This is a genomic window from Advenella faeciporci (genome assembly GCF_014652395.1).
Classification (GTDB): Bacteria; Pseudomonadota; Gammaproteobacteria; order Burkholderiales; family Burkholderiaceae_B; genus Advenella; species Advenella faeciporci.
The window spans coordinates 88,908-106,146 of sequence record NZ_BMYS01000004.1 but is presented as its reverse complement, the minus strand read 5'-3'; the positions used below and the strand labels follow the sequence as shown (position 1 = coordinate 106,146).

Here is a 17,239-nt window from a genome sequence, read left to right as displayed (position 1 = left end):
CAAAGGTAATGCCACTGTAATACAGCTGGATTCAGCATGCCATCTCTGCGCAACGGCAAGTACCGTAAAAATACAGCTCGATAGCACGCAATAATCTATCAGGATTTTTTTACACCCATCCTAATTATGGGTATATTTTATTTGTTTTTTATAATCTATACAATAAAACTATTATCAACATAAAATAATGCAAATTTACGTTGAATACAGGTGTGCTATATTGGAACCATCAAGTGTTTTCCCAAACGGGAAACTCACCCATACAATGGAGAAATGCAATGAGTCAAGATATCAAAAAATGTCCCGTCACCCACCTGACTACCGATTTTGGCGCACCTGTTCCCGATAACCAGAACAGCTTGACTGCTGGCCCACGTGGACCTTTGCTGGCCCAGGATGTTTGGTTGCATGAAAAACTGGGTAATTTTGCCCGCGAAGTGATTCCTGAGCGTCGTATGCATGCCAAAGGATCGGGCGCATTTGGCACTTTTACCGTAACCAATGATATTACCAAATATACTCGTGCCAAAATCTTCTCTGAAGTGGGTAAAAAAACCGAGATGTTTGCCCGTTTCACAACTGTTGCCGGTGAGCGCGGTGCTGCTGATGCTGAGCGTGACATTCGTGGTTTTGCCCTGAAATTCTATACCGAGGAAGGTAACTGGGATATGGTGGGGAACAACACCCCCGTATTCTTCTTCCGTGATCCACGCAACTTCCCCGACCTGAACAAAGCCGTTAAACGCGACCCGCGCACCAACCTGCGCAATGCCACCTACAACTGGGATTTCTGGACGCTGCTGCCCGAATCAATGCATCAGGTTACTATTGTGATGTCTGATCGCGGTATTCCCAAATCTTACCGTCACATGCACGGTTTTGGCAGCCATACCTATAGCTTCATCAATGCACAAAACGAACGTTTCTGGGTTAAATTCCATTTCCGCACCCAACAAGGCATTCAAAACCTCACAGACGCTGAAGCGGAAGCCGTAATTGGTAAAGACCGCGAAAGCAACCAGCGTGACCTGTTCAATTCAATCGAAAATGGTGATTTTCCGAAGTGGACAATGTGTGTCCAGATCATGCCAGAAGCCGATGCTGAAAAAGTACCTTATCACCCGTTCGATCTGACCAAAGTCTGGCCGCATGGCGACTACCCATTGATTGAGGTGGGTGAGTTTGAACTGAACCGCAACCCCGAGAACTTCTTCATGGATGTTGAACAGTCTGCCTTTGCCCCCAGCAATCTGGTGCCCGGTATTAGTGTTTCACCCGATAAAATGCTACAGGCCCGTTTGTTCAACTACGCTGACGCCCAGCGTTACCGTTTAGGTACCAACTATCAGCAAATCCCTGTAAACCAGGCACGTTGCCCGGTCTATTCCAACCACCGTGACGGTATTGGCCGTGTTGATGGTAACTATGGTGGTTTGCCGCACTATGAGCCCAACAGCTTCCATCAGTGGCAAGCCCAGCCCGAGTATAAAGAGCCGCCACTGAAAATCAACGGTGATGCCGATTACTGGGATTACCGCCAGGATGATGATGATTACTTCAGTCAGCCACGTGCCCTGTTCAATTTAATGAGCGATACGCAGAAACAGGCCTTGTTCAACAACACGGCAGCCGCCATGGGTGATGCACTTGATTTCATCAAATACCGTCACATCCGTAACTGCCATGCCTGCGATCCGGCGTATGGTGAAGGTGTTGCCAAAGCATTGGGCATGACTGTGGCCGACGCACAGGCAGCCCGTGAAACAGACCCGGCCAAAGGACAACCCGGTTTTCTGTAATCACCTGCCTGAATAGTTGGCAAAGGCAATAAAGCTGTTCGCCTGAATAACCCCCAAAACCTGAAAAAACCGGTTTTGGGGGGTTTCTTTTTATGCTAAAAAATATCTTGGGGCATCTATCCAAAAAACAACTATTCCCCAATTGAAACTCAATGAAACCATGTAAATACGGCAATAACATTGACCTTTGATTTCTCTCACTCACATTTTGGAATGTAAGCTCAAAATTAAAAATACCAACTGATACTGATTCAGTTGGTATTAACATAAGGTTACAATGGTGTAATCAAAATATTTTCCTCACCTATTTCCTGTGCGGGTAAATGCAAGGATCAAGCCATGAAAAAAATCAAAGTTTCATTTTTCGCCATTCTGGTAATACTGACATTACTCTGGCTGATGACCGATACCATTTTTTCGCAAAACAACCAGTTTTTTGCCGTTCGATCTTCTTTGTTAAGTCATACCGGTATTATTGGAATAGGTACCATGAGCATTGCCATGATCCTGGCTTTGCGTCCTGTTTTTATGGAGCCCTTAACCGGCGGGCTGGATAAAACCTATCGCCTGCATAAATGGCTTGGCATTACAGGGCTCGTCATATCCATTATGCACTGGCTTCTGGTGAAAGTACCCAAATGGCTGGTGGGTTGGGGCATGCTGGAAAGGCCTGCCCGTGGACCACGGGCCGAGCCGGCGAATGCCATTTTCAGCTTTTTCCAGTCACAGCGTGGCTTGGCTGAAAGCATTGGGGAATGGGCATTTTATGCCGTCGTAATATTGATTTCTCTTGCTCTGATTAAAAAATTTCCCTATAAGCACTTTTTCAAAACGCATCGATTGCTGCCTATTGTTTACCTGTTTCTTGTATTTCACTCTGTAGTGCTGATGCCTTTTTATTACTGGCGGGAATCCATCGGGCCTGTCATGCTGCTTCTCATGTTCGGAGGCACCGTCGCTGCCATCATATCCCTGTCTAGAAAAGTAGGCCATTACCGCAAAGCAATCGGAGAAATCAGTAACCTGGAATACTTTACAGATAATCGGGTCCTCAAAATAGATATCAAACTGTTAAGCTATTGGCAGAGCCACCAAACCGGTCAATTTGCTTTTGTCACATTTGATAATAATGAAGGAGCGCATCCATTTACCATATCTTCTTCATGGAACAATGACGGTAATATCAGCTTTATGGTAAAGGGTCTGGGTGACTACACCAATGTCATGCCAACAACCCTTAAAAAAGGTGATCTGGCCAGTATTGAGGGTCCTTATGGACGCTTCATGTTCAATGGAGACAAACCCAGACAGATATGGATAGGTGGTGGCATTGGCATTACCCCATTTATTGCCCGCCTGCAAAAATTAAGCACTGAAAATCATAACCAGATAATCCACTTGTTTTATAGCACCAGCGCACCACAAGAGGACTTTATTGAAAGGCTAAGGAAACTCGCACAAAAGGCAAAAGTGACCTTGCATGTCATTGTCTCGGGTAAAGATCCGCATCTAAATGCCGAGCGGATTTGCAACATCGTGCCAGACTGGCAAACAGCCGATATCTGGTTCTGTGGCCCGGCAGGTTTTGGAAAATCGCTAAAAAAAGACATGATACAAAAAGGCCTGTCTGAAGATGATTTCCATCAGGAACTGTTTGACATGAGGTAAAGTAATTCATTCATTGAAAAAGGGCTGGTTCAAAATTATGAACCGGCCCTTTTTTATATAACACCTGGATTAATCATTCTTATCCAGATACATTTGAAGAATGGAAACGGTATCTTCAGGTGACTTATACATTTCACGATACAAGTCGCGGGCTTTGGCAATATCGTCTTTACTCATACCCATTTCAACACTCAGGAACAGTTTTACCGCATCAGGATTTTTCATGGTTTTACCCTGATTGTACAAGGCCCAGGCAACAATTTTATTGTCAGATACACCATACCCCCTTTCGTACATTAACCCCAGATTGGTAAGGGCATCGGTGTTTTTCCGGTTAAGTGCCTCTTCAAACATTTTTATGGCTTTAGTGTAATCCTGCTCAACACCACGGGAAAAACGGTACATAAGCCCCATGCTATTGAAAGCTGCTCCATTACCTAGTTCGGCTGCTTTCTGGTACAGCTCAAGCGCCTTATCATAACTTTTTTCAACACCATGACCGTCTTCATATAAACCGCCAATTAAAATCATGGCATCGGTATTGCCCTTGTCAGCTTCTAATTTATACTCTTGGTATGCAGTATCAAAATCGTATTGTTCATAAGCAGCCTTGCCTTTTGCGATATCGGCATGCACGTTGGTCACAACCGTTAAAGAACAAAGGATCCCTAAAGATATTCTTTTCAAAGTAATGCCATTAATCTGCATTCGAACCTCTTTTTAAGTGTGCTTCCCATCTGCCATATACAGATAAAAAGATAATATTACCTGCCCATGTTATTAGATCTCATATTCAATTTCATTGATTTATCACTAATATTTAACGATTATTGCTAAATTATGGCAAGGGTGTGAAAAATCGGATCATAAAATGGTTAAGGTAATACCAAAACGTACCCAACCGGGTTCCGGTTTAACAGCTTACAAGGAGACAACCGTCATGACATTACCCGATACCATGCCGCCAGGGCTGGAATGCTACAGCCAATCACCCGTGTTCACCCCTGATACCTTACCGGAAAGGCTGAAAGCCAGCCACTTCATCAAACCGGGTACCTATGGATTGTTAAGGGTTATTAGCGGAACATTGCGTTTTACCTATGAAACAGAACCACCCACAGAGGTTGTCCTGAACACCGGTGAACAAATCGTGATTGCCCCCGACTCTGCCCATCACGTCGGTTTTGAACAACCTGGCAGTTTCCAGATTGATTTTTACCGGTCAAAGAATCATGTCAAAAGACCCGATAACACATAACTCACCAAGGCCATTTTTTTAAACCAGAAGCCACCACATCAAAAAACGGGTACGATGCCAGGCAAAAATCACACCATCTTGCATGCCATAACCAACACTGGCTATAGCATACAAGATTTTTTCATCACGGAATCGTGGGATATTCAGGCATGTGCTCGGGCCATTGGGTCAGTACTTCAAAACCATCTTCAGTCACCACCACCATATGTTCCCACTGGGCCGACAGGGAGCGGTCTTTGGTAATAACCGTCCAGCCATCCGCCAGTTGCTTGCAATGTCTTTTACCGGCATTAATCATGGGTTCGATGGTAAACATCATGCCCGGTTCAAGTTTCAGGCCCTGACCAGGACTGCCATAATGAAGCACCTGTGGTTCATCGTGGTAAATTTTGCCAATACCATGTCCGCAATACTCACGTACCACACTAAAACCTTCCCGGTGGGCAACGGTTTGAATGGCATGGCCAATATCACCAAGGGTAGCACCGGGACGAACCTGCATGATACCGGCGCGCATGGCTTCATACGTTGTGTAAACCAGACGACGGGCCAAGGTACTGGGCGGACCCACAAAATACATGCGACTGGTATCACCATACCAGCCATCTTTAATCACGGCAACGTCAATATTGATGATGTCACCGTTCTTGAGTACCTTGCCTGGTGAGGGAATGCCATGACAAATGACGTGATTGACCGATGCGCAAATGGTTTTGGTAAACCCGCAATACCCCACGTTGGCTGGAATGGCCCTCTGTACATCAACAATATAATCGTGACAAATCCGGTCCAGTTCTTCGGTGGTAATACCTGCCTGAACGTAAGGTGCAATCATGTGCAGGACATCTGCAGCCAACCTTGCGGCTTCTCGGGCTTTGGCGATATCTTCCTGCGTATTGATGGGGACTTTTTTCCTGCTCATTATCGGATACTCTTAATAGTCGAAATTTATTGTTATGAGTATAACATTTCAGTTTTTTTTATTTTGCTGACGTTCCATGCCTGGCTTTCTGCTAGCATATTCCGTAGCATATCTAAAGGTAAAGTCATGAAATTGCACAAGTCATTCGTATTCATTCTGGGTCTATGCTGTTCGGGTATTGCTATTGGGCAAACCCCGACTCCTGTTTCAAACGCCAATGAACTGACTATTCTGCATATCAATGACCACCACTCCAATCTGGATGACTATCCTGGCAGCCTGTTATTAAAGACAGGTAAACAACCTCAACGTGAACCGGTTTCAGTCAGCATGGGTGGATTCGCAAGAGTAACCGCTGCTTTTGAATCACTGGCCCAAAACAAGGAAAATGTTCTGAAACTGCATGCCGGTGATGCCACAACCGGCACGCTTTACCATAGCCTGTCAGCGGGGCAGGCCGATGCCGACCTGATGAATACCGTCTGTTTTGATGCAATGACCGTTGGTAATCACGAACTGGACCTGGGTGATCTGGCATTATTCAACTTTATCGAAATGCTCGGGAGTCATCCAAACTGCCAGACACCACTGCTTTCCAGCAATCTTAAGCCTGGTCCCAATTCGCCACTGGGCGGCAACGTCATCAAACCATTTATTGTGCTGGAACGTGGCGGCCATAAAATCGGTATCGTGGGTGTAACCACTGCCTATAAAACTCAAAACGCCTCACGTCCTGATGCGGGCACGATCCTGAGTGATGAACTTGAAGCGGTGCAAAATGAAATTAACCGGCTGACTGAGCAAGGCATTAACCGGATTATCGTGCTGGCCCACCTGGGTTATGCTGCCGAACAAAAACTGGCACAGCAATTATCGGGGGTCGATGTGATTATAGGTGGCGATTCCCATACCTTACTGGGCAGCAAAGCATTGGATGATTATGGTCTGGAACCCAAGGGACCTTACCCCACACGACTTGTCAATGCCGATCATCAGCCGGTTTGTCTGGTGCAGGCCTGGCAGTACAGTTCAGTAGTCGGTGAACTCAATGTTCGTTTTGATGCAGATGGTAACGTCAGTGATTGCCAGGGACAAGCACATGTACTCATCGGTACCGATTTCAATCGCAAGGGAAATCCCGTCAACGTCCAGGAACAACAAGCCATTCTGGCCGATTTGGCTGCACAAACAGAAATCATGCCCATTGAACCGGCTACCAGCGCACAGTCAGTGCTTGAACCGCATCGTGAAAAACTGCTGGCATTTGCCAGCCAACCGGTTGGCACAGCCCCTTACGATATTTGCAGTCGCCGATTCCCTGGCCTGGCCGGGGCTGGCAACTCAAAACTGGCTGGCTGTGATGTCAGGCAACATCCCAATCCTCATGGCGGAGATATGCAGCAATTGGTCGCCCATGCCTTTCTAATGCAGGGGAAACATTTTGGTGGAGCCGATATCGCGATTCAAAATGGCGGTGGCGTCCGCACGGATATTGTGGCAGGACCGATAACGGTTGGAGATATTTACACTGTTCTGCCATTCAGAAACATGCTGGTCAGACTAACCATGAAAGGCCATGATCTCAAAAAAGTGCTGGAAGATGCCATTGACTCGGTGCTTGCCGGCAATACCGGTTCATACCCTTATGCAGCTGGCTTGCGTTGGGATCTTGACCTGATGGCACCAAAGCAGAATCGGCTGACTAATTTGCAAACCCGGCAGGAAGACGGTTCCTGGGTGGCCCTGAATCCGGAAAGCACTTACAAAGTGATAACCATTGATTTTCTGGCAGATGGCAAGGATGGCTATCAGCACTTTGCCACGGCACCAGGGATTGCCCGTGAAGATACTTTTCTGCCCTATGCAGACAGTTTCCTCAAATACGTGCAATCTCACCCGACGCTTGAGCGTTTGCCCGACCCGGAATACAGTACGCAAACCATAAAGGGCATGCCATCCCTGGATAAATGGCTTGGTTTTCTCAAAAAATAAGGGTGGAATATCAGAGGCGTTTGATATCAAACAATGTATTGTTTCAAACCTATTACAAAGTTTGATATGGCTCAAGACAAACAGTTACCTTTTGCATCAACCTAGAGCCTGATGTAATTTTTATCTGTTTGTGGAGAAATCTGATGCAGTTCACACCAAAAGTAGTAACCGGCTGTTTAGTGGCCATGGGTATTTTTGCCGCAACACCGGCCTTGGCCCACGAAGCTGGCGACTGGCTTGTCAAGGCAGGCGTCACCGGTGTCATGCCAAAGTCCAATAACGGCACCGTAGGCAAGGGGTTGGTTCCCAAAGGCATAGATCTGGACGTTAGCAACAACATGCAACCCAGCTTTAGCCTCACTTACATGGCCACTAAAAATGTCGGCATAGAATTACTGGCGGCAACACCATTCAGCCATAAAATTTATGGCGATGCAACAGACCTGGGTGGCGATCTCGGAAAAATCGGTAAAACAAAACATCTGCCACCGACCCTTAGCGTACAGTGGCATTTCCTCCCGGATGCAGACATCCAGCCTTACGTTGGTGTAGGTTTAAACTATACAACGTTCTTTGATACCAAACCCCAGGGTGCGCTTAAAACCCTTGGTTTCAAAAAGCTCAAGCTTGAAGACTCATGGGGCATTGCCGCACAAGTGGGTGTTGATATCCGCTTAAGTGAACGTTGGTTCATGAATGCCGATTTGCGCTATATCGATATCGACTCCAAGGTCAAACTTGACGGAAAACGGATTGGAACCGCCAAGATTGACCCTTGGGTAGCCACCGTTGGCGTTGGCTACCGCTTCTAATCAGGGTTTTACAGGAATTGCCAGCCCGCGTTGCACAGCAGGTCTGGCAAGACCACGATCCAGCCATTTGGCTACATTCCCAAAACTGTCAAAATCAACCAGCTCCCTGGCTTCATAAAAACCAATCAGGTTACGCACCCAGCCCAGCAAGGCAATATCGGCAATCGTGTATTCATTGCCCATGACCCAATCCCGGCCTTCAAGGCGCGTATTCAGCACACCCAGCAAACGCTTGGATTCGGCACGATATCGTTCCAAAGGACGTTTGTCTTCATATTCCTTGCCCGCAAATTTGTAAAAGAAGCCCAGTTGCCCAAACATGGGACCTACACCGCCCATCTGCCAATGCACCCACTGGATAGTTTCGTAACGCAGGGCAGGCTCTGTGGGCAGCAATTTACCCGATTTTTCAGCCAGGTATTGCAAAATCGCACCTGACTCAAACAGGGGGAGGGGTTTACCACCAGGACCATTCGGATCCAGAATGGCCGGAATCTTGCCGTTGGGATTCAATGACAAAAATTCAGGTGTATGGCTTTCGTTTTCTCCAAAATCCACGTAATGAGCCTCATAAGGCAAACCGATTTCTTCCAGCATGATTGACACCTTGACCCCGTTGGGAGTGGCCAATGAATACAGTTGCAAACGGTCAGGATGCTGGGCGGGCCAACGTTTGGTAATGGGGAAATCCGATAAATCCGACATGTAAAACTCCTGTGGAAAAAATAAACAGCCATCAATCCGAATACATCCTGGCAAATATACGGGCCCAGTTAAAGAGCCCGCTTGTTATGTGTGCCAGCAAGGAATGATTTGCAACGACCCGATATGAAAATCATATCGGGCATGATTCAAATAATCCGATTATTGCTTGACGGCTTCCAATGCGATATCCAGTGTAACTTCATCACCCACGCCGGGTGCAAACTTACCGGCATTGAATTCGGTCCGCTTGATGACGGCGGTGGCGTTGGCACCAATGGCATCTTTATTCAACATGGGATGAGGCATATTGACAAAAGAAGTGATGGTAAGGGTTACCGGTTTGGTAATGCCCTTGATGGTCAGGTCACCGTCGATGCTGACCGGCTTATCACCTTCAAAGACCACATTGGTGGATTTGAACGTGGCGGTTGGAAATTTACCTGTATCCAGAAAATCTTCACCCTGGATATGTTCATCAAACAGTTCAAAACCGGTATCAATGGATTTCATGTCTACCGTGATATCAACGGCAGCGGTTTTGGCTTCCTTGTCCAGCTGTACAGTGCCTGAGGTTTTGTTAAAACGCAGAATCTGCTTGGACATGCCCATATGGTCATAAGAAAAGCGCGGGAATGTATGGCTTGGGTCAATGTTATAAGTTTCGGTGGCCGCAAAGGCAGGTGAAGCGATAAGCGTTGCAAACGCGGCTGCAATAAGATGTTTTTTCATGATAAATCCTTTCATTTAATAAAAAATAACTCAAATATATTGTTGGGTATAAACCGACAGGATTATTGTCCTGCCACCACACTGAATGTAATCCGGATGTCATTGGCTACAATGCCAAAATCTCCCCACATGCCTTCACCCACTTTAAAATCGGCCCGTTTGAAAGCAAATTCACCTTCAAAAATACCCTGACCGTCTTTTTCAGAAAACGTGAATGGAATGGATACGTCACGGGTATTGCCCTTGATGTCAAGCTTGCCATCCACCTGGAAACGGTTGTCACCCAAGGCCTGGACCTTGACAGACTCAAATTTGGCAACCGGATAAGTGGATATATCCAGCCATTCGGTTTTTTTCAATTCTTCATTGGCTTCACCATAACCGGCATCAATATCCGCAAGCGGTATTTCAATGATCACACGAGCCTGTTCCGGCACGGCAGGATCAAAACTGAATTGTGATGCATTGACTTGCTTGAAGTGCCCATCCATATTGACGTTCATCTGGCTATAGGTAAAAGACAATTTGCTGGCCGATGGATCAATGGTTTTATATTCAACCGCACTGACAGTACCCGTCATGGCAAGCAACAAGGCTGTAGCGGTAAAAAAATGACGCAAATGCTGTTTCAACATTAATTTCTCCTGATAATTTCGCTTATTTCTGTTTTTCCAGAACCGGGATCATGCGTGTCAAAATATCATCCCTGTCCACAATATGATGCTTAAGCGCCGCAGCAATATGTAAAACCACAAAAACCAGTAAAGCGTAATTCAAGACCCAGTGCACGGTGCTCAGTAATTCACCCAGCGCTGCATCCTTGCCCACCAGATCCGGTAAAGGCCAAACGCCAAACCAGACTACCTGGAATCCCTGCGCTGAACTCATCAGCCAGCCACTAAAAGGAATCGATATCATCAGGGCATACAACACCCAATGAGCCGCATGCGCCATAAATCGCATGAATCCGGACATGGAGGCAGGTAATGGAGGTGAGGCATGCGTTATGCGCCAGGCAAGCCGGACAAACACCAATATCAGCATGGCAATACCCGCCCATTTATGCCAGGCATAAAATTGCAGCTTCGACGGAGACAAGGGCAGATCCTGCATATAAAAGCCCAGGGCAAAGGTGCCCGTTAAGCCCAAAGCCATTAACCAGTGAATGGCAATAGCGGTAGGGGTATATCGTTGACGCATGGAACCGCTTCCTTAAAAAATTCCTGATGTGTAAATAATGACTTATTGATGTTTAACATTCTATTCAATACTGTCTGAAAGCAGAAGCACTTAATTTGGATATAATTGTCCCATCAATGGAATAATAAGGGATCAAATCCATGGTTTTAAATGCGAATGACTTGATTTTGTTTGCCCATATTATGGAATATGGCAGTTTTTCTGCGGCTTCCGATCATACGGGACTGCCCAAATCCACCTTGTCACGGCGTATCAGTGAACTGGAAACCCTGCTGGGAGAAAAACTGATTACCCGCAGTACCCGCAAACTGGCCATTACCGATTTTGGTGAGGGGGTACTGGAGCATGCCAAACGTCTGCTGGAAGAAACCGAGGCAGCCAGCGCATTTGCCCAGAATCGGCAAACCACACCACAGGGAAAATTACGGGTTTCCCTGCCCACCGAATTCAAGGAATTTGCCCTGGTTTCGTTCCTTGAGAAATTTACCCGTCAGTATCCCCAGGTTTCCGTTGAGTTGGATTTATCGGCAAGAAGGGTAGACTTGATTGTGGAGCGTTTTGATATTGCCATTCGTATTGCCCCTTCTTTGCCCGATGACAGTACATTGGTTGCTCGCAAAATAGCAGTGTTGAATAATGGCCTTTATGCCAACCCGTTTTATCTGAAAAGACACGGCACACCTACCACACCCGAGGATTTGCTTAAACATCAAGGGATGGTATTAATTAACAGCCGGGGTGATTTTCTTCCCTGGAAACTGAACAATGATAAAGAAGAGTGGGTAGGCTTGCCCCTGCACAGGATTTCATCCAATTCGGTTGGTTTGCACCAAGACCTGGCTGCCCAGGGCATGGGCATTGTGGGGCTGTCAGAAATGTTTGCGCGTGCGTATGAAAAAGAAGGCCACCTGGTACGCATTTTGCCTGAATGGTCCATGCCTGCCGATACGGTCTGGTGCGTAACCCCCGGAAGACGACTGTTACCCACACGGACCCAGGCATTTATTGATTTGTTCAAGCAGGAAATGCAAGGTTCTTGAGTAAAATGTCTGATAAACCGGATACATCAAATGCGTTTACCCGATTAAACAATATGCATTTCCCGCTTTTCAAAGACTCATCTGTTTGAATGTTTATTTAAAAGCATTCACCGGCAATTTCAAATACACAAGCCCATTATCTTCGGGTTCCGGCATATTTCCCGCCCTTATGTTTACTTGCAGGGATGGCAAAATAAGACGTGGCATGCCAAGGGTCTTGTCACGGGTTTGGCGCATTGACACGAATTCTTCCAGACTAATCCCTTTTTTCACATGAATATTGTGAGTAACCTGGTCTGCCACCGTGGTTTCACAGGCATAAGGCCGATTATTGGGCGCATAATCGTGGCACACAAATATACGGTAATCACCCGGCAAACTTAAGATTTTATGAATCGAGCGATAAAGTTCAGCTGCGTCACCACCTGGAAAATCGGCTCGGGCAGTACCGCCATCGGGCATGAAAATGGTATCACCTACAAAAATGGCGTCACCAATCACATGACTCATGCAAGCAGGCGTGTGACCAGGCGTATATAAGGCAGTGGCTGTCAGGTGACCAATTTTATAGGTTTCGTTTTCTTTGAACAAATGATCAAACTGGCTTCCATCACGTGCAAAACCAGGCCCGTCGTTAAACAATTTGCCAAAAGTTTGCTGAACGGTGGTTATTTTTTCACCAATGGCAATTTTCCCGCCCAGGGTATGCTTGATATAAGGAGCGGCAGAGAGGTGATCGGCATGGGCATGCGTTTCAATAATCCACTCGGTTTGCAAACCCTGCTGTTTAACCGCCGCAATAATGACGTCTGCCCCTTCGTAACTGGTTGTACCCGATGGCGAATCAAAATTCAGGACTGGGTCTACAATGGCGCAAGCCTTGGAAAGCGGGTCTTGCACAATATAGGAATAGGTATTGGTTTGCTCATCAAAAAAAGCGGTCACCAGCGGTTTGATTAATTGATCGGCTTGCGGGATGTTTAAATCATTCATGGACGGGGCACTCCTGTAATAGGGAAATAATAGTCTTGCCGCTATTATATCAATAAATCATGAAATTCAAATATATTGATGTTTATTGATTAATATTATGCTTAAGTCTATAATCACAGAATTATTCAATTATACGAGCCCATCATGCAAGACATGGCTGCCAGTGCCGAAAAAGCTGCCCGCTTTTTAAAACTCATTGCACATCCTCACCGTTTGCTGGTTTTATGCACACTTCTTGAAGGTGAGCGTAACGTCACCGAATTGACCAAAATTGTGGGTATCAGCCAAACTGCCATGTCCAATCATCTGGCTAAATTACGTAGTGAAAACGTGGTGGACTTCACGCGCGACCAGCGCACCCTGACTTACCGCTTAAGTACGGCAAATGCCGAACCCATTATTGCCGCACTGTACAAAATTTACTGCTCTGGCGACAACGTCGAAACCAGCTAACAGGCATCATAATCATCTTGCCAACGGCTTAAACAAAAAAAGACTGACATCCATGTAAAATCGATGTCAGTCTTTTTTATACAGCCAGACAATTTACCCAATGACGGGGGTTCCCGTTAACGGTAAGCACCTTAGGCAATGCTTTCAACAAGCCCGCGTGAAACACCCTGCAATGCGGCTTTGCTAACACCATAATGAACCATTTCGGCAGGAATATTAAGCGCAGATTCACTGGAAATGAACTGATCAATTCCATTAGCGGGACAATAATCTTGAATATTAGTTATGGCCAAGTGGATTCCCCGTCCTGGATTAAACGGGGATTTACGCCCGGGATCAATCAGGTCTTACGTTTCATTCCCAGCAATGGCCACACCAGCAAGGCACCATAAGCGCCAATACCTATTGCCATGGCAATATTCATTAACCAATCGGGAAGATATTTCAATTCGGCAACCGAAGAATCCACCCACCAGGGAACGCCAAAAAAAGCAATAATGGCCAGTAATGCACCCAGTTTCCAGCTTAATGGCCAGCCACCTTTCCAGTTAAGCGGTTTTTTAAGCAAAGCCAATATATAAACGGCAAGCAACAGCAACACCATCACTGCTGGCAAAACGGGGCTTAACAAAAACCACTCATATAGAATATTCAGGCCCAGTAAAAATTCAGTCATTATTCTCTCCTTTTAAACTAAGCCTTGCCTTTCAGAACGGCCATATAAGCGGGTTTTAACAACATGTCCTCTAAGAACCAGGCCAGGTAACTGTCTTGTAAGGGGTCAATAAGCGGCATAGTGGGGGTAAGATCTCCGGCATAGTTGAATTCAACCAACCAGGCCGAACCGCGACGAATCAGCATAGGGCACGATGTATAGCCATCAAATAGCTGGTCTGCCGGTTTACCTTGCATGTGTTGCAACAGGTTATGCACCATAATGGGCGCACTTTTCTTGATAGTGGCCGCTGTTTTTCCGCGTGGCGTCCCGTTTACATCCCCCAATCCAAATACATTCGGGTAACGGGTATGCTGCAAGGTTCCCTTGTCTACATCCAGCCAGCCTTTTTGCACGCCATCAGCAACCACCAGACTGCTTTGGTTTACGGCATCGGGGGCATACATGGGCGGCACGACATGCAGGAAACCATAGTCTTCTTTATGAACCGCCCCATCCTGATCAGTGAAATAAGCGGTTTTGGCCGTGATGTCAACACCTGTCAATTTCCGGTGGAAATGAACATTGGTGCTAACCGGCAGTTGTTTCCATCGATCAAGCACCAGATCATTTACCGTTTTTACGCTGAAAATAGACGTGGACGGCGCAAAAAAATCAACCTGTGAATTACTTTTTACACCTGCTTCATCCAGCCGGTCAGCCACCATGAAGGTCATTTTCAGGGGGGCGCCGGCACATTTCATGAACGTGGGCGCCAATGTCATCACGGCACGACCGCCTTCCTGGCGAAATGCATCCATGGCTTTCCAGGTATTGGCTGCCGCATCGGGACTGTGATAAACACTGCCCACGCCATTTTGGCCAATCGCGGAAATATCCATGCCTTCAATTTCGTTGTATCTGAAAACCAGTCCCGTGGCCACGATTAAATAATCGTAGTCAAACTTTTTACCCGAAACGGTTTGAACCTGGTTCAATTCGGGTTCGAAACCGCCTACAGCCTCTTGTACCCACTCAACCCCTTGTGGCATTAAGCGTTCATTGCGATCACGAACACTTTGGGTTGAGTTCCAGATACCTGTTGCCAGCAGGGTATAACCTGGCTGGTAATTATGTTCTTTCTTGGCATCAAGAATGGTGATTTTTGCATTGGGCAACTGCTTGCGTAAACGGTAAGCAACTGCCAGACCCGCCAGACCACTGCCGGCAATCACAATACGAACATTATTATTTAATATAGTTTGAGCAGAAGCAAATTGTGCAACAGAAGCCAGGCCAGACATGCCAAGACCTGAAGCTCCCATGATTTTGATGAGTTTCCTTCTTGCTGCAGATAACCCTGTCTTGGTATAAGCCATATTATCTCCCTGTTGATATTTATGTAAAAAAATAAAGCTCGGATTACACAAATATTATAAGTTGTAACAAAAAATATATCAATACATTTAAATGTATAGATATAAATAATCGCTGTGCGAATTTTTTCAAATACAAAAACCTGTTTTACAAATTAATCCATTAAATTGGTCAAAAAATGCTCAAAAAAACGGGGAAAATGAAAATTCGACCTGTGGATAACTGCTAAGAAAATGATTTGTGGATAACTTTTGTATGAAAAGTTCATAAGCAGATCTTAGAATTTTTGTGGATAACTTGTTCAACTTTATCCAATTTTAAAAAGAGCATAAGTAAACAACAAAATTTTGCTGTAAATTATTGAAAATAAAGAAAATTATAGGGTAACCAGACTTATCCACAGAGCATCTGTCTATTAATCATTTATATATAAATAAGTTTAATAACATAAAAGAAAACCCAAAATCGGCATAAACACCTGTTTTTTTGAATTATCAAAATTTTTCTGAAAATATAAATTTTGACCAATAAAAAACTGCATTCATCAGAGGATTCAATATCCCGTGATAAATGCAGTGTTGAAAAAATATTGCCGTAAAACCGGCTTTAATAACTGAAAAACCCGGTTTTACAATTTTGCCGGTTCAACACCTGCCGCTTTGGCAGCTTTACCCCAACTTTCAATTTCTTTTTTAATAAATGCCTGGCTTTCTTGCGGACTGGCAATAAAAACTTCATTGCCAATAGTCGCCAGTTTTGCTTTAAGCTCAGGATCCTGCAAAATTTTGTTCATGGTTTTATTTAATGTCTGGATAGCTTCATCAGGTGTGCCGGTTGGCGCAATCAATGCAATCCATGCAGTGGCATCAAAGTTGGGAACACCCAGTTTATCCAGTGGCTGTACGCCCTCAAAAGCCTGGGCACCGCTTTTATTGGCAACGGCAAATACTTTCAGGCGCCCGTCCTGGACCAATGGTTTGATAGCTGGAGCCGCTTCAAACATGACACTGGTATCACCACCCACCAAGCCCGCCACCGCGGCCGTGGCACCCCGGTAGGGAACGTGCAGCAGGCTAAGGTCGGTAGCCTGTTTGAACATTTCCATGGTTAAGTGATTGGTTAAGCCAATGCCACCTGAACCATAATTGATTTTGCCCGGATTTTTTTTGATATGGTCAATTAGTTCCGGGACCGTATTTGCCGGGAAATCGCTACGGGTCACCAGAAACAAAGGCACCATTGAAACCATGGCAACGGCCGTGAAGTCTTTGACTGGATCATAAGGCAGGTTGGTATATAGGGAAGGGTTGATGCCCAATGGTCCTGATGCGGCAATCAACAGGCTGTAACCATCGGGTTTGTCCCGTTTGGCGGCTTCCACACCAATAATGCCGCCTGCACCCCCTTTGTTTTCAACCACAAAAGGCTGGCCCAGTTCTTTTGAAAACTGTTCTGCCAGCAAGCGGGCAATCACATCGGTGGTTTGACCGCTTGGGTAGGGTACCGTAATACGAACGCTTTTTTCAGGGTAAGCGGCGAATGCCGCACCGGTAGCAAGTGTGCAGCCAAGTAAGAGTGAAGCGATAAATTTCTTCATATATTGTCTCCATAAGGAAGAATGAATAAGTTCTTTATT

The 17,239-nt window shown here is 45.8% G+C and carries 17 protein-coding genes and 1 pseudogene; 7 read left to right on the top strand and 11 right to left on the bottom strand.

What is annotated here, in order from left to right:
- The first annotated feature begins 278 nt into the window (after window positions 1–278).
- Both IE074_RS04690 and IE074_RS04685 read left to right on the top strand, forming a co-directional pair.
- Complete coding sequence (locus IE074_RS04690) at window positions 279–1,799, top strand: catalase (RefSeq protein ID WP_189384281.1); 1,521 nt, start codon at window positions 279–281, stop codon at window positions 1,797–1,799.
- Between the two features lie 339 nt (window positions 1,800–2,138).
- The gene (locus tag IE074_RS04685) at window positions 2,139–3,467 is read left to right on the top strand and encodes a ferredoxin reductase family protein (RefSeq protein ID WP_189384280.1); all 1,329 of its coding nucleotides are present in this window, start codon (window positions 2,139–2,141) and stop codon (window positions 3,465–3,467) included.
- A gap of 69 nt (window positions 3,468–3,536) precedes the next feature.
- Here IE074_RS04685 and IE074_RS04680 read toward each other — a convergent pair whose 3' ends face one another.
- Window positions 3,537–4,154: a tetratricopeptide repeat protein gene (locus tag IE074_RS04680; protein ID WP_189384279.1), complete on the bottom strand. Its 618-nt coding sequence runs from the start codon at window positions 4,152–4,154 to the stop codon at window positions 3,537–3,539.
- 253 nt (window positions 4,155–4,407) lie between these two features.
- Between IE074_RS04680 and IE074_RS04675 the strand changes: the two genes are divergently transcribed.
- Complete coding sequence (locus IE074_RS04675; protein ID WP_189384278.1) at window positions 4,408–4,725, top strand: TehB family protein; 318 nt, start codon at window positions 4,408–4,410, stop codon at window positions 4,723–4,725.
- A 124-nt stretch (window positions 4,726–4,849) separates the two neighbouring features.
- On the opposite strand, the gene map is transcribed toward IE074_RS04675, so the two are convergent.
- Complete coding sequence (gene map, locus IE074_RS04670; protein ID WP_189384277.1) at window positions 4,850–5,647, bottom strand: type I methionyl aminopeptidase; 798 nt, start codon at window positions 5,645–5,647, stop codon at window positions 4,850–4,852.
- 126 nt (window positions 5,648–5,773) lie between these two features.
- Here map and IE074_RS04665 point away from each other — a divergent pair, with 126 nt between their 5' ends.
- On the top strand, window positions 5,774–7,639 hold the full coding sequence (locus IE074_RS04665) for a bifunctional metallophosphatase/5'-nucleotidase (protein WP_189384276.1): 1,866 nt from the start codon (window positions 5,774–5,776) through the stop codon (window positions 7,637–7,639).
- A gap of 143 nt (window positions 7,640–7,782) precedes the next feature.
- Window positions 7,783–8,451: an OmpW/AlkL family protein gene (locus tag IE074_RS04660; RefSeq protein WP_189384275.1), complete on the top strand. Its 669-nt coding sequence runs from the start codon at window positions 7,783–7,785 to the stop codon at window positions 8,449–8,451.
- Here the strand turns inward: IE074_RS04660 and IE074_RS04655 are convergent, their stop codons facing one another.
- The 4 genes from IE074_RS04655 to IE074_RS04640 form a co-directional block, all read right to left on the bottom strand.
- On the bottom strand, window positions 8,452–9,156 hold the full coding sequence (locus IE074_RS04655) for a glutathione S-transferase N-terminal domain-containing protein (RefSeq protein WP_189384274.1): 705 nt from the start codon (window positions 9,154–9,156) through the stop codon (window positions 8,452–8,454).
- 159 nt (window positions 9,157–9,315) lie between these two features.
- Window positions 9,316–9,885 carry a YceI family protein gene (locus tag IE074_RS04650; RefSeq protein WP_169292913.1) on the bottom strand — a complete coding sequence of 190 codons (570 nt, stop codon included), beginning with the start codon at window positions 9,883–9,885 and terminating at the stop codon, window positions 9,316–9,318.
- 62 nt (window positions 9,886–9,947) lie between these two features.
- Window positions 9,948–10,520: a YceI family protein gene (locus IE074_RS04645; protein ID WP_169292914.1), complete on the bottom strand. Its 573-nt coding sequence runs from the start codon at window positions 10,518–10,520 to the stop codon at window positions 9,948–9,950.
- Window positions 10,521–10,542: 22 nt separating this feature from the next.
- Window positions 10,543–11,085 (bottom strand): cytochrome b, encoded by a 543-nt coding sequence (locus IE074_RS04640; RefSeq protein WP_189384273.1) that lies wholly within the window; start codon window positions 11,083–11,085, stop codon window positions 10,543–10,545.
- Between the two features lie 140 nt (window positions 11,086–11,225).
- Between IE074_RS04640 and IE074_RS04635 the strand changes: the two genes are divergently transcribed.
- Window positions 11,226–12,125, top strand: a complete 900-nt coding sequence (locus tag IE074_RS04635; RefSeq protein ID WP_189384272.1) for a LysR family transcriptional regulator — start codon at window positions 11,226–11,228, stop codon at window positions 12,123–12,125.
- Between the two features lie 93 nt (window positions 12,126–12,218).
- Here IE074_RS04635 and IE074_RS04630 read toward each other — a convergent pair whose 3' ends face one another.
- Complete coding sequence (locus tag IE074_RS04630; protein WP_189384271.1) at window positions 12,219–13,118, bottom strand: MBL fold metallo-hydrolase; 900 nt, start codon at window positions 13,116–13,118, stop codon at window positions 12,219–12,221.
- Between the two features lie 144 nt (window positions 13,119–13,262).
- Between IE074_RS04630 and IE074_RS04625 the strand changes: the two genes are divergently transcribed.
- The gene (locus IE074_RS04625; protein ID WP_189384270.1) at window positions 13,263–13,571 is read left to right on the top strand and encodes an ArsR/SmtB family transcription factor; all 309 of its coding nucleotides are present in this window, start codon (window positions 13,263–13,265) and stop codon (window positions 13,569–13,571) included.
- 134 nt (window positions 13,572–13,705) lie between these two features.
- Here the strand turns inward: IE074_RS04625 and IE074_RS04620 are convergent.
- The 4 genes and pseudogenes from IE074_RS04620 to IE074_RS04605 all read right to left on the bottom strand — a co-directional run.
- Window positions 13,706–13,813: pseudogene (locus IE074_RS04620) on the bottom strand (oxidoreductase); the annotation flags it as partial.
- Window positions 13,814–13,911: 98 nt separating this feature from the next.
- Window positions 13,912–14,247 (bottom strand): hypothetical protein, encoded by a 336-nt coding sequence (locus IE074_RS04615; RefSeq protein ID WP_189384269.1) that lies wholly within the window; start codon window positions 14,245–14,247, stop codon window positions 13,912–13,914.
- A 17-nt stretch (window positions 14,248–14,264) separates the two neighbouring features.
- Entirely contained in the window at window positions 14,265–15,605 is a 1,341-nt protein-coding gene (locus IE074_RS04610) for an NAD(P)/FAD-dependent oxidoreductase (RefSeq protein WP_189384268.1), read from the bottom strand.
- 626 nt (window positions 15,606–16,231) lie between these two features.
- Window positions 16,232–17,200 carry a Bug family tripartite tricarboxylate transporter substrate binding protein gene (locus IE074_RS04605; protein ID WP_189384267.1) on the bottom strand — a complete coding sequence of 323 codons (969 nt, stop codon included), beginning with the start codon at window positions 17,198–17,200 and terminating at the stop codon, window positions 16,232–16,234.
- Window positions 17,201–17,239: the final 39 nt, after the last annotated feature.

Excerpts from the sequence above, each read along its gene's own strand:
- IE074_RS04690 (WP_189384281.1), top strand. The coding sequence starts at position 279 with ATGAGTCAAGATATCAAAAAATGTCCCGTCACCCACCTGACTACCGAT.
- IE074_RS04685 (WP_189384280.1), top strand. The coding sequence starts at position 2,139 with ATGAAAAAAATCAAAGTTTCATTTTTCGCCATTCTGGTAATACTGACA.
- IE074_RS04675 (WP_189384278.1), top strand. The coding sequence starts at position 4,408 with ATGACATTACCCGATACCATGCCGCCAGGGCTGGAATGCTACAGCCAA.
- map (WP_189384277.1), bottom strand. The coding sequence starts at position 5,647 with ATGAGCAGGAAAAAAGTCCCCATCAATACGCAGGAAGATATCGCCAAA.
- IE074_RS04665 (WP_189384276.1), top strand. The coding sequence starts at position 5,774 with ATGAAATTGCACAAGTCATTCGTATTCATTCTGGGTCTATGCTGTTCG.
- IE074_RS04660 (WP_189384275.1), top strand. The coding sequence starts at position 7,783 with ATGCAGTTCACACCAAAAGTAGTAACCGGCTGTTTAGTGGCCATGGGT.
- IE074_RS04655 (WP_189384274.1), bottom strand. The coding sequence starts at position 9,156 with ATGTCGGATTTATCGGATTTCCCCATTACCAAACGTTGGCCCGCCCAG.
- IE074_RS04650 (WP_169292913.1), bottom strand. The coding sequence starts at position 9,885 with ATGAAAAAACATCTTATTGCAGCCGCGTTTGCAACGCTTATCGCTTCA.
- IE074_RS04645 (WP_169292914.1), bottom strand. The coding sequence starts at position 10,520 with ATGTTGAAACAGCATTTGCGTCATTTTTTTACCGCTACAGCCTTGTTG.
- IE074_RS04640 (WP_189384273.1), bottom strand. The coding sequence starts at position 11,085 with ATGCGTCAACGATATACCCCTACCGCTATTGCCATTCACTGGTTAATG.
- IE074_RS04635 (WP_189384272.1), top strand. The coding sequence starts at position 11,226 with ATGGTTTTAAATGCGAATGACTTGATTTTGTTTGCCCATATTATGGAA.
- IE074_RS04630 (WP_189384271.1), bottom strand. The coding sequence starts at position 13,118 with ATGAATGATTTAAACATCCCGCAAGCCGATCAATTAATCAAACCGCTG.
- IE074_RS04625 (WP_189384270.1), top strand. The coding sequence starts at position 13,263 with ATGCAAGACATGGCTGCCAGTGCCGAAAAAGCTGCCCGCTTTTTAAAA.
- IE074_RS04615 (WP_189384269.1), bottom strand. The coding sequence starts at position 14,247 with ATGACTGAATTTTTACTGGGCCTGAATATTCTATATGAGTGGTTTTTG.
- IE074_RS04610 (WP_189384268.1), bottom strand. The coding sequence starts at position 15,605 with ATGGCTTATACCAAGACAGGGTTATCTGCAGCAAGAAGGAAACTCATC.
- IE074_RS04605 (WP_189384267.1), bottom strand. The coding sequence starts at position 17,200 with ATGAAGAAATTTATCGCTTCACTCTTACTTGGCTGCACACTTGCTACC.